Source organism: Natrinema pallidum (genome assembly GCF_005890195.1).
GTDB classification, from domain to species: Archaea; Halobacteriota; Halobacteria; order Halobacteriales; family Natrialbaceae; genus Natrinema; species Natrinema pallidum.
The window spans coordinates 109,359-134,655 of record NZ_CP040638.1 but is presented as its reverse complement, the minus strand read 5'-3'; the positions used below and the strand labels follow the sequence as shown (position 1 = coordinate 134,655).

General features: G+C 65.0%; 23 protein-coding genes. 12 read left to right on the top strand and 11 right to left on the bottom strand.

The genetic code is table 11. From position 1 onward, the window contains the following. Positions 1 to 213: 213 nt before the first annotated feature. The 4 genes from FGF80_RS18085 to FGF80_RS18070 are packed head-to-tail and all read right to left on the bottom strand — an operon-like array spanning position 214 to position 5,729. Positions 214 to 2,319 carry a dipeptide ABC transporter ATP-binding protein gene (locus tag FGF80_RS18085; RefSeq protein ID WP_138655630.1) on the bottom strand — a complete coding sequence of 702 codons (2,106 nt, stop codon included), beginning with the start codon at positions 2,317 to 2,319 and terminating at the stop codon, positions 214 to 216. A gap of 8 nt (positions 2,320 to 2,327) precedes the next feature. Further along, positions 2,328 to 3,236 carry a nickel transporter permease gene (gene nikC, locus FGF80_RS18080; RefSeq protein ID WP_006187435.1) on the bottom strand — a complete coding sequence of 303 codons (909 nt, stop codon included), beginning with the start codon at positions 3,234 to 3,236 and terminating at the stop codon, positions 2,328 to 2,330. Beyond that, on the bottom strand, positions 3,233 to 4,183 hold the full coding sequence (gene nikB / locus FGF80_RS18075) for a nickel ABC transporter permease (protein WP_006187436.1): 951 nt from the start codon (positions 4,181 to 4,183) through the stop codon (positions 3,233 to 3,235). The genes nikC and nikB overlap by 4 nt, the downstream gene beginning before the upstream one ends. A gap of 7 nt (positions 4,184 to 4,190) precedes the next feature. Beyond that, positions 4,191 to 5,729, bottom strand: coding sequence for an ABC transporter substrate-binding protein (locus tag FGF80_RS18070; RefSeq protein WP_006187437.1), 1,539 nt, complete (start codon positions 5,727 to 5,729; stop codon positions 4,191 to 4,193). A gap of 441 nt (positions 5,730 to 6,170) precedes the next feature. On the opposite strand from FGF80_RS18070, the gene FGF80_RS18065 reads away from it, so the two are divergent. The 3 genes from FGF80_RS18065 to FGF80_RS18055 all read left to right on the top strand — a co-directional run bounded on the left by FGF80_RS18065 (position 6,171) and on the right by FGF80_RS18055 (position 9,963). Further along, on the top strand, positions 6,171 to 7,514 hold the full coding sequence (locus tag FGF80_RS18065; RefSeq protein WP_138655629.1) for a 4Fe-4S binding protein: 1,344 nt from the start codon (positions 6,171 to 6,173) through the stop codon (positions 7,512 to 7,514). Between the two features lie 89 nt (positions 7,515 to 7,603). Continuing rightward, positions 7,604 to 8,710 carry a SagB/ThcOx family dehydrogenase gene (locus FGF80_RS18060; protein ID WP_138655628.1) on the top strand — a complete coding sequence of 369 codons (1,107 nt, stop codon included), beginning with the start codon at positions 7,604 to 7,606 and terminating at the stop codon, positions 8,708 to 8,710. A gap of 5 nt (positions 8,711 to 8,715) precedes the next feature. Next, positions 8,716 to 9,963: an MFS transporter gene (locus FGF80_RS18055; protein ID WP_138655627.1), complete on the top strand. Its 1,248-nt coding sequence runs from the start codon at positions 8,716 to 8,718 to the stop codon at positions 9,961 to 9,963. Between the two features lie 35 nt (positions 9,964 to 9,998). Here the strand turns inward: FGF80_RS18055 and FGF80_RS18050 are convergent, their stop codons facing one another. From FGF80_RS18050 to FGF80_RS18030, 5 genes are all read right to left on the bottom strand, one after another. Then, a complete protein-coding gene (locus FGF80_RS18050) occupies positions 9,999 to 10,697 on the bottom strand; it encodes an SDR family NAD(P)-dependent oxidoreductase (protein ID WP_138655626.1) in 699 nt (232 codons plus the stop codon). A 30-nt stretch (positions 10,698 to 10,727) separates the two neighbouring features. After that, a complete protein-coding gene (locus tag FGF80_RS18045; RefSeq protein ID WP_138655625.1) occupies positions 10,728 to 11,804 on the bottom strand; it encodes a nitroreductase family protein in 1,077 nt (358 codons plus the stop codon). 964 nt (positions 11,805 to 12,768) lie between these two features. Next, the gene (locus FGF80_RS18040; RefSeq protein ID WP_138655624.1) at positions 12,769 to 14,178 is read right to left on the bottom strand and encodes a sodium:solute symporter family protein; all 1,410 of its coding nucleotides are present in this window, start codon (positions 14,176 to 14,178) and stop codon (positions 12,769 to 12,771) included. Positions 14,179 to 14,403: 225 nt separating this feature from the next. Beyond that, positions 14,404 to 14,985 (bottom strand): DsrE/DsrF/DrsH-like family protein, encoded by a 582-nt coding sequence (locus FGF80_RS18035; RefSeq protein WP_006187444.1) that lies wholly within the window; start codon positions 14,983 to 14,985, stop codon positions 14,404 to 14,406. After that, a complete protein-coding gene (locus FGF80_RS18030; protein WP_006187445.1) occupies positions 14,982 to 15,230 on the bottom strand; it encodes a sulfurtransferase TusA family protein in 249 nt (82 codons plus the stop codon). Before FGF80_RS18030 ends, FGF80_RS18035 begins: the two co-directional genes overlap by 4 nt. A gap of 242 nt (positions 15,231 to 15,472) precedes the next feature. Between FGF80_RS18030 and FGF80_RS18025 the strand changes: the two genes are divergently transcribed. From FGF80_RS18025 to FGF80_RS17995, 7 genes are all read left to right on the top strand, one after another. After that, positions 15,473 to 16,666, top strand: coding sequence for an MBL fold metallo-hydrolase (locus tag FGF80_RS18025; protein ID WP_138655623.1), 1,194 nt, complete (start codon positions 15,473 to 15,475; stop codon positions 16,664 to 16,666). Between the two features lie 6 nt (positions 16,667 to 16,672). Continuing rightward, positions 16,673 to 17,230 (top strand): YeeE/YedE family protein, encoded by a 558-nt coding sequence (locus tag FGF80_RS18020; RefSeq protein WP_006187447.1) that lies wholly within the window; start codon positions 16,673 to 16,675, stop codon positions 17,228 to 17,230. Further along, positions 17,230 to 17,688 carry a YeeE/YedE family protein gene (locus FGF80_RS18015; RefSeq protein WP_006187448.1) on the top strand — a complete coding sequence of 153 codons (459 nt, stop codon included), beginning with the start codon at positions 17,230 to 17,232 and terminating at the stop codon, positions 17,686 to 17,688. The genes FGF80_RS18020 and FGF80_RS18015 overlap by 1 nt, the downstream gene beginning before the upstream one ends. Positions 17,689 to 17,732: 44 nt before the next feature. Then, the gene (locus FGF80_RS18010; RefSeq protein ID WP_138655622.1) at positions 17,733 to 18,905 is read left to right on the top strand and encodes an inorganic phosphate transporter; all 1,173 of its coding nucleotides are present in this window, start codon (positions 17,733 to 17,735) and stop codon (positions 18,903 to 18,905) included. A gap of 192 nt (positions 18,906 to 19,097) precedes the next feature. After that, positions 19,098 to 20,519 (top strand): cytochrome ubiquinol oxidase subunit I, encoded by a 1,422-nt coding sequence (locus FGF80_RS18005; protein WP_006187450.1) that lies wholly within the window; start codon positions 19,098 to 19,100, stop codon positions 20,517 to 20,519. Further along, positions 20,512 to 21,513 (top strand): cytochrome d ubiquinol oxidase subunit II, encoded by a 1,002-nt coding sequence (cydB, locus tag FGF80_RS18000; RefSeq protein WP_138655621.1) that lies wholly within the window; start codon positions 20,512 to 20,514, stop codon positions 21,511 to 21,513. The genes FGF80_RS18005 and cydB overlap by 8 nt, the downstream gene beginning before the upstream one ends. Beyond that, positions 21,513 to 21,788 (top strand): hypothetical protein, encoded by a 276-nt coding sequence (locus tag FGF80_RS17995; protein ID WP_138655620.1) that lies wholly within the window; start codon positions 21,513 to 21,515, stop codon positions 21,786 to 21,788. The genes cydB and FGF80_RS17995 overlap by 1 nt, the downstream gene beginning before the upstream one ends. A 37-nt stretch (positions 21,789 to 21,825) precedes the next feature. Here the strand turns inward: FGF80_RS17995 and FGF80_RS17990 are convergent, their stop codons facing one another. Together FGF80_RS17990 and FGF80_RS17985 are read right to left on the bottom strand one after the other, a co-directional pair. Next, complete coding sequence (locus FGF80_RS17990) at positions 21,826 to 22,188, bottom strand: SHOCT domain-containing protein (RefSeq protein WP_006187453.1); 363 nt, start codon at positions 22,186 to 22,188, stop codon at positions 21,826 to 21,828. A gap of 171 nt (positions 22,189 to 22,359) precedes the next feature. Beyond that, on the bottom strand, positions 22,360 to 23,736 hold the full coding sequence (locus tag FGF80_RS17985; protein WP_238705377.1) for a hypothetical protein: 1,377 nt from the start codon (positions 23,734 to 23,736) through the stop codon (positions 22,360 to 22,362). A 109-nt stretch (positions 23,737 to 23,845) separates the two neighbouring features. Between FGF80_RS17985 and FGF80_RS17980 the strand changes: the two genes are divergently transcribed. Further along, positions 23,846 to 24,499 (top strand): helix-turn-helix domain-containing protein, encoded by a 654-nt coding sequence (locus tag FGF80_RS17980; RefSeq protein WP_138655618.1) that lies wholly within the window; start codon positions 23,846 to 23,848, stop codon positions 24,497 to 24,499. Between the two features lie 181 nt (positions 24,500 to 24,680). Further along, positions 24,681 to 25,283: a nitrous oxide reductase accessory protein NosL gene (locus FGF80_RS17975; RefSeq protein WP_006187457.1), complete on the top strand. Its 603-nt coding sequence runs from the start codon at positions 24,681 to 24,683 to the stop codon at positions 25,281 to 25,283. Positions 25,284 to 25,297 lie beyond the last annotated feature (14 nt).

Below are 25,297 nucleotides of genomic sequence, written 5' to 3'. Positions count from 1 at the left end.
GTTGTATTGGGTTTCAGGGCACCGGCTACTTGAGCCGGCTTGAGACGTAAGCAGGCCGTGAAGTCGAGCCCATTGATCTCGTCGACCCGCTCAGCGAGAGTTATGGCGCGGATTGAGAAGAACCGTGGGAGAACGAGCGGACGGCGACATCCGTCTGATCGTTCCACGACCGACGCGTTCCGCAACCCGGTCTAGCGAGACGCTGTCCAGTCCTCACTCATGGACGATATGGCATTTTGCGCGTACTGGCCCGAACTGACGCTGGTCGGGATCGGTCTCCGCACATTTCGGCTCGGCCATCGGACAGCGGTTCCGGAAGACACACCCGCCCGGCGGATCGACCGGGCTCGGACGATCGCCTTCGAGCGAGGTCCCCGTCGAACCGCCTGGGTCGAGCGACGGAATCGCCTCGAGCAGCGCCCTCGTGTACGGGTGGGTCGGACAGTCGAACACGCGGTCGGCGGGGCCGACCTCCATCAGTTCCCCGAGGTACATCACCGCAACGCGATCCGCGATGTGTTCGACGACAGTCAGGTCGTGTGAGATGAACAGATACGTGAGGTCGAGGTCGGCCTGGAGGTCCGCGAGCACGTTGAGGAGACGGGACTGGACGGAGGCGTCGAGCGCGGAGACGGGCTCGTCGAGGACGACCACCGACGGATCAAGCGCGATCGCGCGTGCGATGGCGACGCGCTGGACCTGGCCGCCCGAGAGTTCGTGCGGGTAGCTCGTCGCGTGGCGGTCCGCCAGGCCGACGCGCTCGAGCAACTCCTGAACACGTTCCCGACGACGGGACCGGTCCCAGCCGTTGCTCCGTAGGGGTTCGCCGATCGCCCGCTCGACGGTCAGTCGGGGGTTGAGACTGGAGCGCGGGTCCTGAAACACGACGCCGACGTCGGCGAGGGTCTCGGCATCGCGGTCGGCGGCGGTTCCCACCGGCGTGCCGTCGATTCGAACCGTGCCGGTCGTCGGTGTCTCGAGGCCGGTGAGCAGCGAGGCCAGCGTGGACTTGCCACAGCCGCTCTCGCCGACGAGCGCGAGCGTTTCCCCGGCCCGGATTTCGAGGTCGACGTCGTCGACGGCTCGGAGCGTGTCGTCGGTCCCGAGGAGGCGTTCGATCGGCCCGTTCGCGAGCGAGTAGCGTCTGGAAACCCCCTCGAGTTCGACGAGCGGGGATGTCGACCGGTCCGGACCGCCGCCGGGAGCGCTCCCGGTGGTCGCCGAACCGGATTCGGGGGCTCCGTCGGATGTGGCCGTCCCCGAACGCGCGGCGTGCGACTCGAGCGCGCTCGACTCGCCACAGGTTACGGTTCCGCGATCGTCGCCGAGATCGACGGTCGGGATCTCACCGTCCCGACAGGCGTCGGTCGCCCGGTCACACCGGGGCGCGAACGAACAGCCCGTCCGGTCGCCGGTCGGTTCGGGAACCGATCCCTCGATCGTCGGCAGGCGGCTGCCGCGATCGACGCGCTGGGGGAGACATTCGAGCAACGCCTTCGTGTACGGATGGCGTGGGGACTCGAGGATACGGTCGGTCGGGCCGGTTTCCATCACCTCGCCGGCGTACATCACGACGACGCGGTCGCAGATGTCGGCGACGACGCCCAGATCGTGCGTGATCAACAGGATCGCCGTTCCGCGCTGGGCGTTGCGCCGCCGGAGTCGCTCGAGGAGTTGTGCTTGCGTGGTCACGTCCAGCGCCGTCGTCGGTTCGTCGGCGATCAGCAGGTCCGGATCGGATGCGAGAGCGATCGCCATGCCGGCCCGCTGGCGTAGCCCGCCGGAGAGTTCGTGCGGGTAGGCGTCGACGCGGTCTTCGGGGTTCGCGATGCCGACCTGCGCCATGAGTTCGATCGCCCGCTCGCGGTACTCGCGCCACTCCGATCGGCTGCTGAACGGCGGGACGTGGAGGTACTCGAGCAGGGACTGGGAGTCGAGTTGATCGTGGACCTTGAGGGATTCGGCGATCTGCTCGCCGATGTCGAAGACGGGATTAAGCGTCTCGGTCGGGTCCTGAAACACCATCGAGACGGTGTCCCCCCGGAGCCGGCGGAGCTGTCGGTCCGTCGCGTCGGTCACGGCCACGCCGTCGAGGTGGATCGATCCCCGGACGATCTCGCCCGGGTCCTGCAGGCCGACGATCGAGCGTGCGGTCACGGACTTGCCGCTCCCGCTCTCGCCGACCAGGCCGACGATCTCACCCTCGTCGACGGTAACCGAGACGCCCTCGACCGCGTGGACGGGGCCCTCACTGGTCCGAAAGCGCGTGTGGAGGTTCTCGACGGAGAGAAGTGCGGAATCCGGTGGTTGTGCTGTCATCGTTGTGATCACGTTGGTTTCTCGAGGGTCGTATCGTGGTTCGGATCGAGTACGTCGCGGAGCCCGTCGCCGAGCAGGTTGAACCCGAAGACGGTGAGCATGATCGCCGCACCCGGGGCGTTCGCGAGCCACCACGCCCCACGGAGGTGGTGGCGGCCGGCCGAGAGCATCGTTCCCCACTCGGGCGTCGGCGGCTGTGCGCCGAGGCCGATAAACGAGAGGCCGGCCGTTCCGAGGATGACCGTCCCGAGATTCATGGTGGCGAGGACGATAACAGGGCCGACGACGTTCGGGAGGAGATGGCGGACGGCGATGCGAATCCGGGAGACGCCCATCAACCTGGCGGCCTTGACGAACTCGCGTTCTTTCGTCGAGAGGACGCTGCCGCGGACGAGGCGGGCGTAGGAGGCCCAGCCGACGACCGCGAGCGCGAGCATCACGTTTCGCAGGCTGGGGCCGAGGATGCCGGCGACCACGAGCGCGAGCACCAGGCCCGGGAACGCGAGTTGGATGTCGACGAGTCGCATCAGGAACTCGTCGACCCAGCCACCGGCGTAGCCCGCGAGCAGACCGATCGCCGTCCCGAGGACGAGCCTGATCGCGGTGACGGCGACGGCGATACCGAACGAGAGTCGGGCCCCGTACAGGAGTCGCGAGAAGACGTCCCGTCCGAGCTGATCGGTTCCCATCGGATGGGCCAGCGTCGGGGGCTGTAACCGGTTCGCGAGGTCCTGACTCGCCGGGTCGTACGGGGCGGCGACGGGGCCGAGTACGGCGGCGATCGACAGGGTGACGACGATCGCGAGCCCCGCGACGTTGAGCGGGTTCGCGAAAAACGCCGCGAGCGCACGGGACGTGCGGACCGCCCGGTACCGGCGTCGAAGGCCCGTCACGATGGTATCGAGAGCGGCGATCACGCCGTCTCACCTCCAAGTTGGACGCGGGGATCGAGATACCGGTAGGTGAGATCGACGAGCAGGTTCGTCGCGACGAAGACGATCGCGGTGACGAGGGTGACGGCTTGCACCACCGGGTAGTTGCGTTCGAACACCGCGTCGACGAGCAACGAACCCAACCCCGGCCGCTGGAAGATGATCTCGACGACGACCGCCCCGTTCAGCAGCGTCCCCAGTTGGAGCCCGAGGATCGTCACGACCGGCACGAGCGCGTTTCGCAACGCGTGTTTGTAGACGACGATCCGCTCGCGCAACCCCTTGGCACGGGCGGTGTCGACGTACGCTTCGTCGAGGACCTCGAGCATAGAGCTTCGGACGAGCCGCGTGACGACGGCGGCCATGCCGGACCCGAGCGTGATCGCCGGCAACACGAGATGGCCGACACTGCCGGCACCGGCGACCGGGAGAACGCCGAGGGTCAGCGGGAACAGCAGGATCAACAGGTACGCGAGCCAGAAGTTCGGCATCGAAACGCCGAGCAGCGCGCCCAGTTGGCTCGCATGGTCGATCGGAGACCCGCGGTTGACGGCACTGACGACGCCGGCGGGGATCGAAATCACGAGCGCGACGAGCATCGCGGCGAGGGCCAACTCGAGGGTAAACGGTACCACTTCGATAATGAGCGTCGAGACGGGCATGTCGCTGTAGTAGGAGGTCCCCAGATCGCCCCTGAAGACGTCAGTCAGCCAGTTCAGGTACTGAACCGGGACCGGATCGTTCAGCCCGTGTTCCGCTCGGAACGCCTCGATCTCGGCCGCGGAGGGCTGGCGGTCGAGTTGCTGGGAGAGAATGATCTCGGCCGGGTCCCCGGGCGTGAGGAAGATCAGGCCGTACGTGACGACCGAGACGCCGAACGTAACGGCGAGTGACGTCGCGAGCCGGGACGCGAGGTAATCGTAGCCGATCATCTCTTCGTCAGGCCGTTCGCGTCAGATCGCGCCACTCGGCGAACCGTTCGATCGGGTGGAGTTCGAGGCCTTCTACCGCGGCGTCGGCGGCGACGACGTACTCCTGGTAGAACAGCGGGACGACGACGGCCGCGTCCATGATCCGCCGCTGGGCTTCGACGTAGGCGTCGCGCTTTGCGGCCGGATCGTACGACTGGTAGCCGGTCTCGATGAGGTCGTCGACCTCGCCGCCGAGGTTGTACAGCCCGGTCCCCTCGGCCTCGTAGAGGTCCTTGTTGTCGACGCCCATCGTGTGGAAGTTCTCCCACATGATGTAGTCCGCGCCGGGACTGTTCGAACCCGTACTCCCGACCTGGAGGTGGAACTCGCCGCGGTCCGTCCGATCTTTGACGGACGCGTTCTCGAGCAGTTCGATGGCGACGTCGACACCGATCTCGTCGAACTGGGACTCGAGGACCTGGCTGATCGTCCTGCCGTCGTCCATGTCGGCGCTGACGAGACAGGTCAGTTCCTCGCCGTCATAGGCAGACCGATCGACGAACTCGCGGGCGGCGTCCTGATCGCGCTCGTAGGTCGGGAGTTCGTCCTCGTCGACCCAGTCGATGACCGGCGAAATCGGGCCGCGAGCGGGTTCGCCGACCCCCTCGAGCACCGTCCTGACGAGTTCTTCCTGGGAGATCGCGTGATTGAGTGCGCGCCGAAGATCCACGTCGTCGGTCGGTTCGCGGTGGATGTTGATCCAGGCCGATATCGCCCCCGCGGACTGCTGGGCGTCGACGCGAACGTCGTCGCTCTCGCGAAGCGCCGGGAGACGTCCCTTTGACGGGTTATAGATTAGATCGACCTCGCCGCTCTCGAGGAGGTCGGTTCGGGTCGTCTCGTCTTCGGCCGCCCGGAACGTGAGTGCCGTCGGGGTCGGGTCGCCACCCCAGTAGTCAGCGAACCGTTCGACACGGATGTGCTGGCCGCGCCGGACCTCCTCGAGGGTGAACGGTCCGGTGCCGATGATCTTCCCCGCCCGCCGATCGGCGTCCGGGTGCTGGATGTCGATCATGTTGTGGGCGATCGTTCCGGGGAACCCGGGGAACGGGTCCGTCGTCTCGAATTCGACGGTGTAGTCGTCGATCTTCGTGACGCTGCCCGGCTCGAGGTGGAGCCAGCCGTAGACGAAGTCGCCGCGCTCGGTGAGGATGTTTTCCTCGAACGTGTGGACGACGTCGTCGGCGGTCAGTTCCTCGCCGTTGTGGAAGGGGACGCCCTTCCGGAGGTCGAACACCCAGGTGGTGTCGTCGGTCGCGGTCCAGTCGGTCGCGAGCCACGGTTTGGGTTGCATGTCGTCGGTGCCCCAGACCAGCGGCTCGATGACGCGCGTCCAGTACGGAGCCATGCCGCCCCAGTTGTCGTACCGGCTGGTGTCGGTCGGATCCGACGCGAGCCCGATCGTAAATGCGGTCTCGTCGGCTGCTCTGTCCCCCGCACACCCGGCGAGGGACGCGAGTCCCCCACCGGCGACGCCGGCGAGCAGTCGTCGACGTGAACAGTCCATCAGTATCGTCCCGTCGAATGCCGGGTTCGACGGTCGTCACGGGAGTCACTCCGTCGAAAGCGCCCCCCGGCGCGGGACGCTCGATCAGCCGACGGTACCGATACGCCGCGGCAGTCGCGGCTGACACTCCGTGCAAACGGTTCGATGCTGGCCATGTGAAAGCTGAATTGTTCTACTGAAACTGTGTTTGTAAGAATTCTGGTTTGGCTCCGTATCGATCACCGGCCAGGTCCAGGGCCCGCGATCACCGCTGCGTCGACACCGATTCCCGTGGAGTGGGGAGAAAAGTCGATCGCGTGCCGTCTCACTCGCCGCTTCACTACTCACACCGCCTCGCTCGTCCATGCAACTGTCGCCGGAGAGGGGACCCACTCCGTTCGCTCGAGTTCCTTCGAGTATCGCACCAAACGATTGACACTCATCCGGAGAAAAAAACCGCCGATGACAGCGGATCGCACCTCGAAACGGGGAATCACGATCACGAAAAACAGGGTCGTCCGGTACCTCGTTACGAACAAGAACGTACAGCACGCCGTCAACCTGCTCACCGTCGCGGTGTTCTTCTATGCGCTCTACCGAGCTGCGGTCGGACCGACGGATTCCGGGCGGAACTTCGGTAGCGTCGTGTTCTTCGGGTTCTGGTGGGCCCCGATCATGATACTTAGCCTCCTCTTTTTCGGCCGGATCTGGTGTTACTTCTGTCCGCTGGGAGCGATCGTCCGGTTCACGCAGCGGTTCGGTCTCCAGCGCCATTTCCCGATGTATACACGATCGAAGCGGGTCGCGTTCGGCCTGTCGCTCTCGATCCTGTCGCTGACGACGCTTACGTTCGTCCTCGCGCGGTGGGGGATGGCCGACCTCGGCGTCTCGTATATGCCGCGTCGCGTTCCGTACTACTGGCTCGCGATCGTCGGCGTCGCCGTGGCCGTGAGTCTTGTCTACCAGCGACAGGCGTTCTGTCGGTACGTCTGCCCCGCCACGGGCGTGATGAGCGTCACCGCGAAGTTCTCCCCGCTCGAGGTCGCCCAGAACACGGAAACCGGCGTCAAATGTGCCACGCTCGAGTACAAGAGCGACTATCTGAGCACCGATCGCCGGTGTACCGCCTGCATGAGGTGTACGTCGGAACAGCCGGACGAAGACGTGGAACTCCGGGTTCGCTGGCCCGGGGCCAAGGTAATTACCGAGCGGATCCCGCTGGTCGACGAAGCGATCATCGCACTCGTCATCTGGGGTGCGATCCCGATCAACTTCGTCCTCGGCAGCGCCATCCTGACCGCCCTCGGTGGACAGTTGCCGGGCTTGCTCGTCTCGACGACGGCCTATCTCGCGAGCGTCGTCGTGGCACTCGTCGGGTTCGCCGTCGCCAACAAGTTGGCGAGCGACTGGAGCGGCCTCGACTGGGAACCGTCGTTCACGAAGTTCGGACTCAGTTACGCGCCGCTGGGCCTGATGTGGGCGCTCGGGGACTTCGTTATCGCGGGACTGTTGGAAAACGGCGGCCACACCGTGAACGTCGTCGCGCAGGGGCTCGGGATTTCCCTGTCGCTCCCCCCGGGAGCGAGTTCCGGGATCGTTTCGGCCTGGGTATCGTTCTTCGTCACCGGCTGGCTCTGGCTCGCAGTCCTCTGGAGCGGAGCGATCGCCTGGCAAGTCGCGACGGCGTTGACCGACTCGAAACGGCGCGCGGCGAAGGCGTTTGCCCCGCACTTCGCGCTGATGACGATCAGCACCTTCGGCCTGGTCGTCGGCGTGGTAACCGGCGTTTCCTACCCGATCGCCTAGCGACCGTCCGTTCCGTCGAGTACCGTCCCGGCCGCCGTTGTGAGAGTTGCACCAGAAGGGTTATAGCATTAATTGTGGACTGGGGAACCATGACAGGAATAGTCGAATATACGCGAAACGGACTCCTGTCCGTGACGACCGAACAGGCGGGTCGGACGGAGGAGCCGTCGCTACTGGCCGTTGACCCGCTTGCCACCCGAACGTTCGAACTCTCGAGCGCCGAGATCCTTCGTGGTCTCGACGAGATAGACGGGCGGTACTCGAGAGAGGACCTCGAGGAAACGCTGCTGGAGACGCTCGATCTCTCGGCGGACGCCGCCGCCGACCTCGTCGCGGACCTGATCGACGCCGGCTTTCTCCGTCCGGCAGACCGGCACGGAAGTCGAACCGCCTCCTGGGAGGCCACCGGCTGGCGGGCCGCGCTGGCGTATCACGAGTACGTCCGTGACTATCCGTTCATCGACGAGGCAGTCGAAAACTCCGAGTACGAGGGCGTCGAGGGAATGGAAACCGAACTCATGCGGGAGTACCGGGCGCGAGAGGACCCGCCGGCGATCTACAAGGATTACGACGTCGACGAGCGGATCGAGTTACCGCCGATCGAGGATGCCGAACGGGTGTCCGTCGCCGACGCCCTGTCGACATCGCTGTTCGGACGCGCCGATTCGACCCGGGACGCGCTCGACGCGCGGACCCTCTCTGCGATCCTGTACTTCGCGTTCGGAGAGACGGGCAAACTGCAGACGGAACACCAGGGACCGAAGCTCAAAAAGCCGGTCCCGTCGGGCGGCGCGCGTCACCCGACAGAGGGGTACGTGGCCGTGTTCGAAGCGACGGAGCTCCCCGCCGGCATCTACCACTATTCGGTTCGGGAGCACGCGCTGGAACGGCTCCCGACCGACACCGACCTCACAAAGCCCCTGCTGTGGGGTATCGACTCCGACCCGGCGGCTCTCATCGGCTGTACGTCGGTCGTCGAACGAAGCATGTGGCGGTACCGCGAGCCGCGAACGTATCGCGTCCTGTTACACGACCTCGGGCACGTCCTCGAGACGCTCAGGATCACCGCTCGAGCGTACGGGTTGTCGACGATGGCCGGGTTCAAATTCGACGACGAGTACCTCGAGGACTGCTTCGGCGTCGACCACGCCGAAGAACCGCTGCTCGCCTACGCTGCGCTGTCCGCCGATCCCTGACACCCGTGCTGGCCGAGTCGCTGCTCACGAATACCGTCGAACGCGCTCGAAGCGACGTCCGCCGATACTATCTCTATCGGGCGACGATGAGTCAAGGGTTCATCGCCCCGGTCATCATCGAATACGTTCGGTACCGTGGGCTGTCCTATTCGGCGATCGGACTGCTGACCGCGCTCTTTACGCTCACGACGTTGCTCGGCGAAGTGCCCGCGGGCTATCTCGGCGACAGGCTGGGCCGACGGAGCATGCTCGTCGCCGGAAGTGCGCTCACGATCGTCGCCATGCTTACGTTCGGGGTCTCGGGAACGTTCGCCGGCTTTCTCGTCGCGTACGTCGTGTGGGCGGTCGGCATCGTCTTTCGCTCCGGAGTCGCCTCCGCCTGGTTGTACGACACGTTGACTCGATCCGGGGAGGGCGATTCGTTTACCGCCGTTCAGGGGCGGGCGAAGGCGATCGAGCTAGCGGTGAGCGCCGGTACGGCCCTGCTCGGCGCGTGGATGGCGACGAGAAACTGGTTCTATCCGTTCGTCGGAAACGCCGGGCTCTATCTCTGTAGTATCGTCGCCGTCTTCGGCTTGTCGACATCGGTCGGCGACCGGGCCGACGCCGAGTCGTTCACGCCGTTGGACGCACTCCCGGTCGTCCGCGAGTTCCTGTCGACTCCGGGTCTCAGGTCCTTCGTCGTCTACAGCGGTCTGTTTACCGCGTACCTCGGTCTCGTCGCGACGTTTACGCAACCGATCGCGACGGGCATCGGTATCGACATCAGCAAACTCGGCTGGCTCTACGCAGGGTTTTCGCTCGTCTCAGCCGCCATCACGTTCTTTTCGGGAACTCTCGAACGGATCGTCGGGATCAGGTGGTGGTTTTTGAGCGCGCCGCTTTGCGTCGGCGTCCTGTTCGTCGTCGCCCCGTTGTCTCCGCTCGTGGCGCTGTCCGCCCTGTTCGCCTGTCGGGTCGCTCGAAACGTCAGTAAACCGCTTCAGGAGCAGTATTTGAACGCCCACGCCGATTCGATCGGCCGCGCGACGATCCTCTCGACGGTCGTGATGATCTCGATGGCGTTTATGATCGGATTCAGGGCTCTCGGCGGGCTGATAGCGGATGTCACGTCTCCGATCACCATGATCGCGGTTACGAACGTCGCGATGCTCGTCGGACTGTGGCTCCTCGTCGCCGTCGAATCGCCCGTCCCGAAGGACGTCGTTCCGTCCGCCGGCTCCGGGGACGGAGCGGGCACCGAAGCCGGGTAACCGAGTACTCGAGTTCGCGGGCCGTAACACGCGGCTCAGTACGACCGGATGTCGACTTCGGTCGTCCGCGAGCGCGGCGGTTGACGGGCGAGGTGCCGGTAGGTCGTCGCGATTTCCTCCGGATCGAGAAGGGACGAGTGATCGATATCCGGCATCGCCCGTCGGGTACGCGGCGTATCCATTCCGCCGTGGAGAACGACGTGAGCGACGTGAACCCCGTCCGGACCCAGTTCTTTCGCCAGTCCCTGGGCGAGTCCACGGACGGCGAACTTCGCGCTGCTGAACCCGACCGCGTCCGCTCGAGCACGCGTTCCGGCGTCGGCACCGGTGAAGATAATCGTGCCGTCGTTCCGATCGTGCATGTTCGGGACGACCGCCCGCGCACAGAGGAACGCGCCGAAGGCACACCCCCGCCACATCTCCTCGAACTGTGGGGCGGTGACATCCGAAACACCCCCGGCATAAACGGTGGCTGCGTGATTGACGAGGGCGTCGACGGCTCCGAGTTCCGTCCGAATCTCGTCGAACGCCCGTTCCACGTCCCCGGGGTCGGTCACGTCGGCCTGGACGGGAATCGCCGCGGTCTCATCGTCTTCGATCTCCCGGGCGAGCGAGTCGATCGTATCGGTGGTCCGGGCGAGTAAGCCGACCGACCACCCGTGATCGGCGAACTCGCGAACGATGGCGGCGCTCAGTCCCGGTCCGACGCCGGCGACGACCACGACTCGCCTCATCGCGGATCACTCCGAACGCGTCCCCGCATGTCACTCACCGATCGCGACCAGGTACGTGATCGCCTCGTCGTCCCCGTCGACTCCAACGAGCGCGTCGATCCGCTCGTCCTTGAGCGCCGGCGTCACGAAGTTCCGCAATCGCAGTGCCGTCGCGACGAGGACGAGTCGATGCGCGTGTTCCGAGACGTGAAGGTAACTGTTCCGAAGCCCGCGGGATTTCGGACACCACCGCTGATCGTGGTCGAATACCGAACCGAAAACGAACGAGACGGCCGCATCCGTGTGGTGATTCTGCCGGTGTGCAGCATCGGTAACCGCGTCGTCGGCCGTTTCAACGGTATCGAACTTGCGGATTCGGAACAAGGCGTGCTCTCGAATGTCGTACTCGTAGACGCCAGGCGGAACGTCCCGACACCGTTGGACGACGGGATACACGCGCAGTCCCGCTCGCCGGACCGCACCAGGCTCGGTTTCGGCGAGCGGCGTTTCTTCGAGGTGATCGAAGGCGGCTCTCACCGGCTCGAAAGAGTGGTGTAAGACCGTCGAGAGCGTCGTCAGGTCCATCTCAGTACCGCTGAAGTTTCGATGGGTGCGTCGCCGCAACGCGACCGCTCGAAACGACTCGTCTGGGAGGTCGTCGGGGTCGGGAACGTCGATACGCGGCCCGTCTCGAGCCCTCGCGGACGGCGGCTCGAGGGACTCGCCGCTCCGGGTCGTTCCCTCTCGGTCGTCGGGGGGCGTCGGCTGTTCGACGTTTGCCGTCCGGGTACGGAGATGGTAGAAAAGCGCCCGTTGCCAGCCCTTTTCCATCCACGTCCGATACGCGACGAAGTTCTCGTGATCGTCCGGCAGCAGGAATCCGGTCTCGATCAGCGTGTCGAGGAGGTCGTCGGCCGCCGTCGTATCACACCCGAGGGAGTCGCGAGCGAACGTTCGAAGGTCGTCCCTCGAACGGGCCGTCAACGCGTACTCGAGGAGTTCGACGACGTCGATGTCGTCGAGTTCGTACGTGTTCGTCGTTCCGTCGACGAACACGGTCCCGCGTATTCCACCGTCCGCGGGTCCGTTCCAGTCGAACTGCACGAGGTTGTTCGTTCTAACCTTCATACGTATCGTCGAATCGTTCAGTTTCTCTCGTCCGATCCCGAAAATCGGACACCCACGGGCGCTACCGGGCCGACGTCATTCCGCCGGCCGCCGGCGTCCGATGACGCCCGGTAGCGTCCCCGTGGATCGTCCGAAGGTCGTCAGTCGTCGGACTCGACGACCTTGTGATGCTGATGGAGCGCCGGTGCTTCCTCGTCGTCGACCTCTTCGATGTCGTATTCTGTCATGGGTGTTACACCCACTCGATGTACCGACGATTTCGGTATAAAAAATTCTGGTGCGGTTATGAAAAATCGGCGTTCAGGGTATCAAGCGCACTCCTGATAGGAAACTAGCGAATGAACGCCCGATCCGCACTATCGGTCGACGAAGCGACTGATCCGTTCGCCCCCTCGAAGGCGTCTTCCCGGAACGGTCACTGCTCCTCGGTTAGCGACGTGCGTCGGTCCGATCGAGTGTTCAGCGCCCTGTCGGGTTGGTCGTCGCCGCTCGCGAATCGGCCCACGACGCCGTCGTCGAGTACTTCTCTCTCGTAGTCCGGGAGGGTGAACCGTACGCCAGTTCGAACGTTCTGTAGTCGATGTCGTGGTCGCGCAGGCACGCGGGAAGCCGGACCGAGACGCCACACTGCCGCCAGCACAGACCGGCCATCACCATCGTCGAAGTGTCCCACCTGAGCGTTTCGAGTCGGGCATCCGGCTCCAGGCGAGGCGTGGCGAACGTTACCTCCTCGAGAGACCCCGTACAGTGGGGACAGCCGTCCCAGGAGACGGAGTCGAGGTACCGCAGCGCCCGCCGTTGGCCGGCGCGAACAGTTCGTCGAGGTCACGGCCTCGGTGAGCAGTGAACGAGAGCCGCATGTCGAACAGGACGCCGTGATTCGGACACAGCCGATCTCACTCGGAAAGAACGGTCGGAGGGCTGTAGCCATCGACGAAACGGCCGACCGTCCGTCGGCGGACGCTCAGGCCCGGGTCGGCGACGGCGACGACAGCGCGCTCGTGAGGTAACTGACGAGGACGATGAGCACGCACCCGATCGGTGCCGCGACGATCACCGCGTCCAATCCGTACGGGCTGCCCAGAACCGTGTCCCAGGAAACCGCGAGCACGGCACCGGTGACCATCCCGGTGAGCCCGCCGATTTTCGTCAGCCGATCCCGGAACAGGAAGATCGAAAGCAGCGGCGGCGTGATCGCGGCCCCGTACGCCGTGTACGAGTACATCTGGACCTCGAGAATGGTCGGGAAGTACTGGCCGAGGACGAACGCGAAGAGCCCGAGGACGATCACGAGGACCCGCGTCAGCCAGAAGATCCGGCTGTCCGGCGCGTCGGGATTAACGAACCCCTTGTAGAGGTCCTGGGAGAGGTTCGTACAGGCCGACAGCAGGTAGGAGCTCCCGGTCGTGATAATAAACGCCGTCGCGGCGGCGAGAAGGATACCGCCGACCCACGTCGGGAGCGCGGTCGTCGTCGCGATCAGGGCCATTCCCGGGTCGAGTTCGGGAAACATCGCCCGCGAAGCGAACGCGATCAGGGGGACCAGCGTCATCGTCGCGATCGCGCCGACGAACCAGGCGATCAGTCCTGCGTTCGTTCCGTCGTCGGTTTCGCCGGCGATGATCCGCTGGTACATGTTCTGGTCGGCGAGGATCAACAGGAGCGGCGGTGCCCAGAGTGCGAAAAACTCGACGAACGACAGGTCCCCGAACGTATCGAGGTGGGTTGCGGGAACGTTCGCTGTAATGCCCGACCAGCCGCCGGCCTCGAAGAACACGAACGGCACCGCGATGACGAGACCCACGAGCATCAGGAACGCGCTGATCGCGTCCGTGTACGCGACCGACATGAGACCGCCCATCGCCGCGAGTGCGATGATGAGGACCGTTCCGAGGAGCGTTCCTTGCATGACCGAGAGCCCGGTCGTCACGTTCAACACGAACCCGATACCGATGAATTGGTAGGAGACGATCCCGACGTACGCGAACGCGATCACGAGCAGGCTGATGATCCGCCCTTCGTCGCCCAGCTCTTCCCCGATCATTTCGGGGACCGTGAGCTTGTCGAACCGCCGAATACGCGGTGCGAGCATCTTCAAAACGCCGATACCGATGAGGGAAGCCGTCCCCATAAGGATCGCGGGAATCAGGCCGTTATCGTACGCGATCGAGTTCGCGCCGCCGGTCACCGTCCCGGACCCCATCCACGTCGCCAGCAGCGTCCCGGCGATGACGACCGCGCCGAGGCTTCGACCGGCAACCATGAAGTCCTCCGCCGTCTCCGTTTCGCCGTACGCCCAGACACCGACGCCGAGCATTACGGCCAGATATCCGGCCACGATGTAAAGCAACGTCATGTCGCTCTGAACTGGCATAAGACAGTGGTTGGAAATTCATGCGTTAAATATCTACCCGATCAATTATTTCAGAATGCAAAGTGGGAAGGATAGAACGTGATTGGGATGTCCTGTCCATAATCGCGATCGGTTTTAATTCAGAACCAAGAATCGTGACATACAATAACACCACTCACGATACCGAAGTCGGAACACCGCGATCGAAAACGAACGCGTCTGGCGCGTACCGAGTCGGACGGGTTCCTAGACGAAGAGTTGAATGTCGGAGTCGGCCATGTGTTGTAGCGCAGTGGCCGCGCCGACGCCGGTAGTGACGCCGTCGTAGAAGTCGTCCTCGTCGTAGTCCATCAACTCGATCGTCATCTGGCAGGCCTGCAAATCGACGCCGCTCTCGAGCGAGAGATCGATCAGTTCCTCGATGGTGGCGGTCCCGTTGTCGTCGATCCGCTTTTGCATCAGTCTCGTGGCCACCGTATCCATCCCGGGAAGTGCGGCAATGGCGTTTGGAATCGGCATGTTCGGGTTGCCGACGGCGCTCAGTTTGAGGTCCGCCGACTTCTCCTCGTGGAGGATGTCGAGGCCCCAAAACGTGTGGAAGACGACGACGTCCCAGCCGAAGGCGGCGGCCGTGCTCGCCAGGATCAACGGCGGGTACGCCATATCGAAACTTCCCTGGGTGGCGACGATGGTCATCTTCGTCCCGTCGTCGCCATCGGCGGCCGTCTCCTCGAGTGCCGCGACGCGCTCGCGCAGCGCCTGCAACTCGGCGGGGTCGAATTCGAGATCGGCGTCGTCGGTCGACGGCGGCGAGTGCTCCGTACTCATTCCCCTGTCTTCTCCACGTAGTGGATGTACCGGTCGTCGTCCGCGACCTGCTCGAGGAGTGCGACGCCGTCGGTGCCGCCGGCCCATCCCTGAATGTCGCTCATGCTGCCCGAGTCCGTCGCGACGACTTCGAGCACATCGCCGGCCTCGAGGTCGTCGATTGCTTGCTTGGTCTTCACGACGGGCATCGGACAGGACTGTCCTGTCACGTCCAGCGTTTCCGTGGTCTGGTATTCCGAACTCATGGGTTGCTTCTATGCTCCGTATTGGAGCTATTGCACAATATAGCCTGCACCCATAAAAGGTCACCGGTTATTGTACAATATACAAACATCCGTATCCGGCTCTCTCCCAGTATTTGCCTCAGATTGGTCTATGGGCCTGTATATGCCTTCTACACTTGGGTTTGAGGTAATGATATTGCAGAGTATAGAAAATACTACGCAAACTCTTAAGTGCGAGTAGCCGATAACGGGAACTGTACAACATGGACGACATGGACTTTCCAACGCCGGACGCAGAAATCGAATCGGTCAGTCCCGACGAGTTGAGGGACCGAATCGACGCGGGAGAGGCTATCACGCTCCTCGACACCCGTATGGAATCGGAGTACGCCGAGTGGAAGATCGACGGGAGGAACGTCGACTCAATCAACATCCCGTACTTCGAGTTCTTGGACGACGAAATCGACGACGACGTTCTTGCACGGCTTCCCGATGACCGCGAACTTACCGTCGTGTGTGCGAAGGGCGGCTCGAGCGAGTACGTCGCCGGAACGCTGACCGAGCGCGGCTACGATGTCGATCACCTCGAGAACGGGATGAACGGCTGGGCGCGCATCTACGACCGCGTCGAAGTCGAGCGCTACGACGGGAGCGGAACGCTCTACCAGTACCAGCGCCCCGCGACGGGCTGTCTTGGCTACCTCGTCGTCGACGGCGACGACGCGGCCGTGATCGACCCGCTGCGCGCGTTCACCGATCAATATCTCGAGGACGCCGACGAACTCGGTGTCGACCTGCAGTACGCGATCGACACGCACATTCACGCGGACCACATTTCCGGGGTCCGTGCGCTCGATGCCGTCGGCGTCGATGGCGTCATCCCCGAGGCATCGGTCGACCGTGGCGTCACTTACGCCGACGAGATGACCCTCGCAGCGGACGGCGACGAGTTCCAGGTCGGGTCGGCGACGATCGAGACCGTCTCCACGCCCGGCCACACCTCCGGCATGACCGCGTATCTGCTCGACGGCTCGCTGCTCGCGACCGGCGACGGGCTGTTCGTCGAGAGCGTCGCCCGACCCGACTTGGAGGAGGGCGACGACGGCGCTCCCGAGGCGGCCGCGCAGCTCTACGAGTCGCTCCAGGAGCGCGTGCTGCCCCTCCCCGATGACACGCTGATCGGTGGCGCTCACGTCAGCGACGCAGCCGAGCCCGCCGAAGACGGGACCTACACCGCACCGCTCGGGCAACTCGAGGCGGAGATGGACGCCCTGACGATGGACGAAGACGCGTTCGTCGAGTTGATCCTCTCGGATATGCCGCCTCGGCCGGCTAACTACGAGGACATCATCCCGACGAACCTCGGCCAGCAGACGGCCGACGACGCGGACGCGTTCGAACTCGAACTCGGCCCGAACAACTGTGCGGCGAGCCAGGAGTCGCTCGCCGGTGACTAACCCCCAATGGTAGCCGACCCAGTCCCACTTCAGTTGACCGCCGAACTGTTCCCCAACGGGATCAGTCGCTACGCCGTCGGCGGAATGCTCGTCGGTCTCGGCACGGTCGTCATCTACGTCGGAACCGGCATCCCGGCCGGGGCGAGCACGTTCCTCGAGTCGACGCTATCGTACGTCTCCGGGCAGTCGCGGTTCCAGCGGTACGTCTCGTCCCGGGACTGGCGCGTCGTGTTCACGCTTGGGATCGTTCTGGGCGCGCTGGCGTTCGCGGCGACGGTCCAGTCCGGAGTGATCACGACCTCGCTCTACGAAGCCGGAACGACCGGCGAACTGTACGAGGTCGGCGGCGTGACGCTCTGGTCGACGGCCGTCCAACCGTGGCGGCTGTTCCTGGGCGGCATCCTGGTCGGGATCGGCACCCGAATCGGCAAAGGGTGTACGTCCGGCCACGGCGTCTGCGGCGTCGGCTCGGCGTCGAAAACCTCGATCGTCGGCGTGCTGACGTTCCTGACAGTCGCGATCGCGACTGCACAGATCGTCGCGGCACTGGGGGTGAGTCCGTAATGGCGGATCGCCATCCCCTGTTCATGCCGCTGATCCTCGTCGGCGGCCTGATCTTCGGGTTCGGTCTCGGGTTCAGCCAGATGGCGCGCCCGGAAGTCGTACTGCACTTCCTACAGTTCGAGGACGTTGGACTGCTGTTCGTCATGTTCGGCGCGGCGATCGTCTCCGGGATCGCCTTCGCCGTGATGCCCCGTCTCCGGGATAGCGCGCCGCTGACCGGCGACCGGTACGAACGCCGGCTGAAGCCGTTCGATCGGAACGTCCTGATCGGCGGCGCGATCTTCGGCGTCGGCTGGGGCCTCTCGGGGATCTGTCCCGGCGCGGCCTACGCCAGCCTCGGCGTCGGGAACGTCACCATCCTGTGGGCCCTCGCCGGCATGTTCGTCGGTGCCTACCTACAGGGTGTCTGGCGGAGCACGCACGCCACGACCGAAGTCGCCCCATCGGATGCCGACTGACGCCCCTCGAGTCTCGAGAACCGAAACACGGCTGATAGATACGAATGGAATTCACAACGATACTGCTGTTCGCTACTGCGGCCGTCGCGAGCCTGTTCATGGCCTGGGTGATCGGTGCCGGCTCGAGCGGCGCAACGCCCTTCGCGCCGGCCGTCGGCGCAAACGCGATACCGACGATGCGCGCGGCGTTTCTCGTCGGCATCCTCGGCTTCGCTGGAGCGGTAACGCAGGGCGGACGCGTCTCGGAAGCCGTCGGCACCGGTCTCGTCGAGGGGATCACGCTCCCGGTCGGTGGCGTCATCGTCGTCCTGCTGATCGGTGCCGGGCTGATGGCGATCGGCATCGCCACCGGCTATCCGATCGCGACCGCGTTTACCGTGACCGGCTCGGTCATCGGCGTCGGCGTCGCGCTCGGCGGCGATCCGGCCTGGGGGAAGTACGCCGAAATCGGCTCGGTGTGGGTGCTCACGCCGTTCGTCGGCGGCGGTATCGCATACGGGATCGCCAGCGTCCTCCCGCGGCCGGACGTGCCCGAGGCCGTCAGCGTGCCGCTCCTCGCCGGGATCGTCGGCACCGTCGTCGCGAACCTCGAGTTCGCCTTCCTCTCGTCGGTCGGTGGAACGCTCGCCGCCGCCGGAGCCGCTGCGGTCTCGGCGGACGGGACTGCCGTAACGGCCGCGATTTCGCTCGGCATCGGCGTCGTCGTCGCGGCCGCCGTCCGCTGGGATATCGGCCGCGATCAGGCCGGCGGCCTGCGCCGGTTCCTGCTCGCACTCGGCGCGTTCGTGGCGTTCTCGGCGGGCGCGAGCCAGGTCGGACTGGCCGTCGGCCCGCTGTTTCCGCTGCTCGCGACGGTGCCGATGGTGTCGCCGATCGCGGTGTTGCTCGGCGGGGGTGTCGGGATTCTCGTCGGGTCCTGGACGAGCGCACCGCGGATGATCAAGTCGATCTCACAGGAGTACGCGTCGCTGGGCCCGCGCCGGTCGATCGCGACGCTCGTCCCCTCGTTTCTCATCGCCCAGACCGCGGTCCTGCTCGGGGTGCCGGTCTCGTTCAACGAGATCGTCGTGAGCGCCATCGTCGGCAGCGGACTCGCGGTCGCCGGCGGGGCCGGCGTCAGCCCCCGCAAACTGGGGCTTACCGTCGCCGCCTGGATCGGCTCGCTCGTGCTCGCGTTCGGACTGGGCTACGGCTCGATGTCTCTCGTCGGCCCGTAGCGGAAACGCGACACCAGCCCGATCCGGGCGGGTTCGAGCCGCGGTCTTGCCAACTCGAGACGACCGTCGTTTTCGACGTTCCGACCACAAATACTACCGCATTTCGGCCTCTCGGATACGAATAGGGCGAATCATTCGGATCGAAAAGCACCGGTTGATGAATCGCAGTTCCCGCGTTCCCCAACACAGATCATGATCGACCCGGTCTTCGCAAGCAGGGTACAGTTCGCACTGACCACCATCGTCCATATCGTCTTTCCCGTGATGAGCATGGGGCTTGCACCCTTTCTCGTCTACTTCACGTGGAAAGACATCCGCACCGGAAAACCGATTTACGAGCAGTTGCGACGGTTCTGGACGCAAATCTTTGCGGTCAGCTTCGTCGTCGGCACCGTGACCGGGATCGTCCTCGAGTTCGAGTTCGGTACCAATTTCGCGGCGTTTTCCATGACCGCCGGCGAACTGTTCGGCGGCCCGCTCGCGCTCGAGGGGATGATGGCGTTCATGCTGGAGGCGACGTTTCTCGGGATTTTCGTGTTCGGTCGCGAACGCGTCGGAAACGTGTTGTACATGTGTTCGGCGATCGCCGTCGGGCTCGGAACGTGGCTCTCGGCGCTCTGGATTCTGATCGCCAACTCGTGGATGCAGACCCCGCGGGGCTACGAACTGGCCACGGAAAACGGGCGGACGATCGTGCAGTTGGTCGATCCGGTCGCCGCCTACGCCAACCCGCGGTTCCCCTGGATGTTCGTCCACATGCAAAACGCCGCCGTCGAGTCAGTCGCGCTGTTCATGGCCGGGCTCGGAGCCTACTTCGTTTTCAGACACTACGTGTGGGGGTATCCGGTCGAGCACATCGGCTTCTGGGAGACGACGCTCAAGTTCGGCCTCCTCGCGCTGCTCATCACCGCGCCGTTGCAGGTGCTCCACGGCGATCTGTATGCGAGACACGTCGTCGAAACGCAGCCACAGAAGTTCGCCGCGATGGAAGCGGTCTGGGAGACCGACTCCTACGTCCCCGAGTACATCGTCGCGTTCCCGACGAGCATCCAGGAACTCCTCGATCCGCGGGCCAAGGACATTTTCGGCATCGGCATCCCCGGCGGGGCGTCGTGGCTCGCCAGCGGCGGCGATCCACAGGCGACCATTCAGGGACTCGAGGAGTTCGGCGGGCCCCAACCGCCGGTCGCGATCGTCTTCTGGGCGTTTCGGCTCATGGTCGCGCTCGGCTTCTGGTTCATCCTGCTCGCCGTCTGGGGCGGCTACCGCTGGTGGCGGGGCGAACTCCTCGCGGACGACCTCCTCCACAAGGCCCTGATGATCTCGACGCCGCTGGGGATTTTCGCGGTCGAACTCGGCTGGGTCGTCACCGAGGTCGGTCGTCAGCCGTGGCTCATCCAGGACGTCTTGCGAACGAGCGAGGGCGTCTCGACGGGACTCACGGCTGTCGAAGCGACGACGACGCTCGCCGGGTTCGTCGTCGTCTACCTCGGACTGCTCGCGCTCTATACGTACGTCGTCGTCCGGCTCATTCGTGCCGGCCCGCCGAAGGTGGAGGGTCCCGAACTGGACGGGGCGGGGACGCCCGCGTCGGAGGTGCAGGCCGATGACTGACCCGGTCTCGCTCGCGACCGACCCCCTGTTCGGGCTCCCGCTCGCGGACCTCTGGTTCGGGCTGTTGTTCTGCATCTTCGCGACGTTCCTGTTCCTCGATGGCTTCGACTTCGGGGTCGGCGCACTGTTCGTGACCCGCGAGGACGCCGACGAACGCGAGCAGTTACTGTCCGCCATCGGGCCGTTCTGGGACGGCAACGAGGTATGGCTCGTCGTCTTCGGCGGCGCCATGTTCGCGGCGTTCCCGGCGGTCTACGCCAACCTGTTCAGTCGCCACTACCTGCTGCTGTTCGCGATCCTTGGTGCGCTCATTCTTCGTGGGCTCGCCCCCGAGATGTACGAACAGCGCCACGACGAGGCGTGGCAACGGTGGTGGGGACGGGCGTTCGTCATCGGCAGCCTCACCGCACCGTTCTTCCTCGGAATGTTCACGGCGAACTGGCTGCTCGGCGCGACGACGATCGTCACGCTTCCGGGAGTCGTCGTCGGATCGGCCGTCGTCGCGCTAACCGTCGTCGACGGCGTAGCCTTCCTTCGACTGAAGACGCGCGGCGACCTGCGTGAGAGCCTTCAAACGGACGGCTACCGCGCGCTCGTGGCGTACCTCGTCCTGGTCGTGGTGACGCTGGGATACGTCTACGGAGCGGTTCCCGCCATGCGATCGGCCCTGTTCTCCGCGCCGGTCGCCGCGCTCGTCCTCGCCACGCTCGTGCTCGCGGGAGTGTACGCGGCGGCGACGCAGGCCGACCGCTACTACGTGGCGTTCGGTGCCACCGCAGGCCTCGTCTTCGCGCTGGTCGGCATCGTCGCCGGTCTGATGTATCCGGTCATCGACCGCGCCGGCGGGTTGACGGTCGAGACGGCCATCGTCTCGACGCTGCCGCTTAACCTGATGTCGATCGGGGCGGCGATCCTGCTTCCGCTCATTTTCGTCTACTTCGTGGTCCTCTACTCCGCGTTCAGCGGTCCGGTCAGGGCAGGTGAGTCGTACTAATGGGCTCCGACGACGATCGCGTCGATCGACCGCCGAACGGGTCGTGGATCGAGCCGTCGCCGCCGCGGCTGGGTTCCCGAATCCTGATGACGTGGCTGGAACTCACGATCGTCGGCATCACCGGCGGCCTCCTCGGTGCGACGGTCGGCGGCCCGCCCGGGTTCGTGATCTATCTGGCAACGACCCTGCTCACCGTCGGCATCGTCTTTCACAACGTAAACGAACTCGTCAAAGCATGGCTCCGAGCCTCGCAGAGCGGGAGCGCGATCGAGTGAGTGGAGAAGACGGTGCTCGCGGGCGGTGGAGCCACGCCTACCGTTTCTCCTCACCTCGCAGGCGTTCACGCCGTTGCTCGAACTCCTCGTCGGTGAGGTCGCCACGAGCGTAAGCGCTTCGCAGTTCCTCGAGGGCGGGGTCGGTCCGGCGGCCGCCGGCTCCACGAACGGCGCGGTACAGGAGGTATCCGAGGCCGAGAAACACCAGTAACGGCACGACCGCCATGAGCAGCCACATCCACGTGGCTCCGGTGGCGCTCCACATCCCTCCCCTCCACATGTGACCGCCGCTCCAGACGCCCATCATAGGCATCGCGAGCGCCATCACGAGAACCGGCAGCAGGAGGATCACGGCGATAACGACTACCAGTGTCCGAATCAGTGACTCATCAGTTGCCATACGTCGTCCTTCGATCGCCGGAGTCTTGAACGGTGTGGGGGATACCGATCGCCGGGAATCGATCGTCCGTCCGCGTCAGTTCCGTCGACAGCCACTCCCGAACATCGGGTTCGACGGAGCGGACCCGACTCGCAGGGAATCCACGTCGCTCGAGCCGACACCGACTGGCGGCTACGAACCACTCTTTGACACACGTGCCGACCACCCGCGGTCGACGATTGTGACCAGATAGGACCCCCAGATCGAGAGCACAACGGCGTATCCCGGACCGTGCAGTAGCACCGACCACGACTGGTCCTGATAGAAGAAGCCGATCCCGACGGCCAGCACCGCGAGGTTCCAGGCGAGGACCGACCGCGGGCCGAGAGCCGACGGGAGATCCGTCGTGGGAACGAGCCCGGCGACCCGATCCTCGCCTGCGTCACCGCCGTCGGCTCCGGGAGCCCACTCGAGCGAGCGGGCGACGAGCAACGAACCGGCGAGCGCGACCGGCAGCGCCCAGCCGAGGAAGAAGAAGTGCAGCGCGCCGGTCTCGATCCACGGGTCGGGGATGCCAAGCGGGACGCCAAACAGGATGAACGGCGCGAAGCTCGCCGGGCCGAGAAGCCACAGCTGGGCGACGAGAACCGAGAGCGCCGTCCCGTTCGACGTGCCGGCCCGATAGGTCCGGGCGAGCGTGTAGACGTACAGGACGTAGCCGGCGGCGTACAGGACCAGTCCGATCGCGGTCACCGTCTTCCCCATGCCGAGGACCGGCCCGACGACGAGCGGGACGATACCGGCCGCGAACAGCGGAAACGAGTAGCGTTTCAGGCGGTCGCTGTACAGCGTCGCGTCCACGAGTCGCGGAAAGAGATCGTACAGCGTGCCGATCGCCGCGAGGCCCAGAAATCCCCACGCGTTGGCGTGGACGTGTGCTTCCCGGAGTCCGTACCAGCCGCCGGGGACGTCCCAGCCGTGGCTGTACAGGCCGAAGGCGAGCGTGAGCCCGATCAGGTAGACGAACGGCGAGAGGAGGGAGAAGCCGACGGTCGGGTCGCGCGCTCGCCCGTCCTCGCTTCTGACCGCCATCACGAGAACGACGGCGAACAGCCAGCCCGTGAGCAGCCAGATCGTCCCGAGACCGACATCGAACAAGAGCGGCTCGCCGGCGGCGCGCCCGCACCAGGCGAGCAGCAAAGCGCCGTTCAGTCCGAGGAAAACGGTTCCGAAAGCCCGCGTCGACGGTCCCGGTCGCTCGAGGATCCGCGCCGTCAGCTGTGGCAGTGTGCCAAAGAGCAACTGCGTGAACGCACCGATCGTGACGAAGTGGATGTGCGTCCACGTGATCCACGACACCTGTGGGACGAGTCCGAACCCCTGGAGGCCCTGATAGCAGGCGAGCGCGAAGCCGACGAACAGGAAGCCGATGCCGGCGACGTGAAACGGCGTCATCGAGAGCGGCGGATCGGCCGCCGATCGGCGAGCGGACTGCCGTTCGGTGTCGGTCGGAGCGGATCGCCGTTCGGCGTCCGTCGGACGTGAGTCACGTGGATTCGGATCGGCCATACACGTTCGTTCGCTCGGCCGCTGTGTATCGGTTATCGCGAACATTGGGGGAGGATTCGAACATGTTCGAACTCCCTGCTACGGTGTTCGATCGCCAACATCGATACCGATGCCACGGGCGAAACTCACCGTTCACCTCCCCGAAGCGCTCTGGATTCACGAGATCGCGACTGCCTATCCCGACACCACGTTTCGAGTCAGTTCGGTGTTGCCGGGATCGGACATCGCGATCGGCGTCATCGAACTGGCGGCACCGAATCCGGTCCCGATACTCGCCGCGATCGACGACCGGCGCGATATTCGGGACCTCGAGTTGCTCTGGAAACACGACGAGACGGCGCTCCTGCAGGTCGAGACGGCGAACGCGTCGCTGCTCGCGCCCATACAGCAGGCCGGCGTTCCGATTGAGACGCCGTTCACGGTCGAAGACGGCGTGGTGACCTGGGAACTGACGACGAGCGCGGACCGGTTATCGACGCTCGGCGACACGTTCGATGAACACGGGATCGAATACCGCATCGAGTACGTCCACGCCGTCGACGCGAGGCACGCGGAGAATCCCGTGACGGATCGGCAACTCGAGGTCTTCCTGGCCGCTCTCGAAGCAGGGTACTACGACGTCCCTCGTGAAGCGACGCTGACGGACGTCGCATCGTCACTCGGCGTGACCAAGTCCACCTGTAGCGACGTCTTGCACCGCGCGGAGAGCACGATCGCTCACTGGTTCGCCGAGGAACACGGCCACGCCTCGTACGAGCAGTGAGTACGATTTCCCCTTTCGTTCACCCGCGCGTGAGCCGTCGACGCCATCCGACGGCGAGTGTCGGCCGGGTCGCCGACGGCAGGCGTCGCGTCGGTGCGGACGAATCACGATATTCGCCCAGCAGCCGCTATTTCGGCGATTGGACCAGATTAGCCTTATCGGCCTGCTCCCAATTGTGCATATGGATGAGTTCCCTTCCAACAACGGTGCCGATCGAAGCGTGTCCCGGCGAACGGTTCTCGTCGGGTCGACTCTTACCGGATTGACCGCACTGGGCGGGTGCCTCGGCGGGGACGAAAACGCGGACGCGGAAGCCCCCGACCCGATCACGATCGAGGCCGGGACAAGCTGCGACAACTGTACGATGGCGATCGTCGACTATCCCGGCCCGGTCGGGGAGTCGTTCTACGACGACGCCGAGGAGCTGCTCGGGGACGACCGTCCGGCACAGTTCTGCAGTAGCCGCTGTACGTACGCGTTCACGTTCGACCACGAGGACGACTCCGAACCGATCGCGACGTACGTGACCGACTACTCGAGCGTCGACTACGAGATCGACACCGGCGACGACGCGTCCGAGATCAGCAGCCACGTCGAAGCGGAGCACTTCGCGCCGGCAGCCGACCTCACGTACGTCGTCGACAGCGAGGTCGAGGGCGCGATGGGCGCATCGATGATCGGGTTTTCCGATTCCGACGACGCGACCGCGTTTCAGGACGAGCACGGCGGCGATCGCTACGAGCACGAGGACGTGACGCAGGAACTACTGATGTCGCTGATGTGATCGCGAGCGGCTCG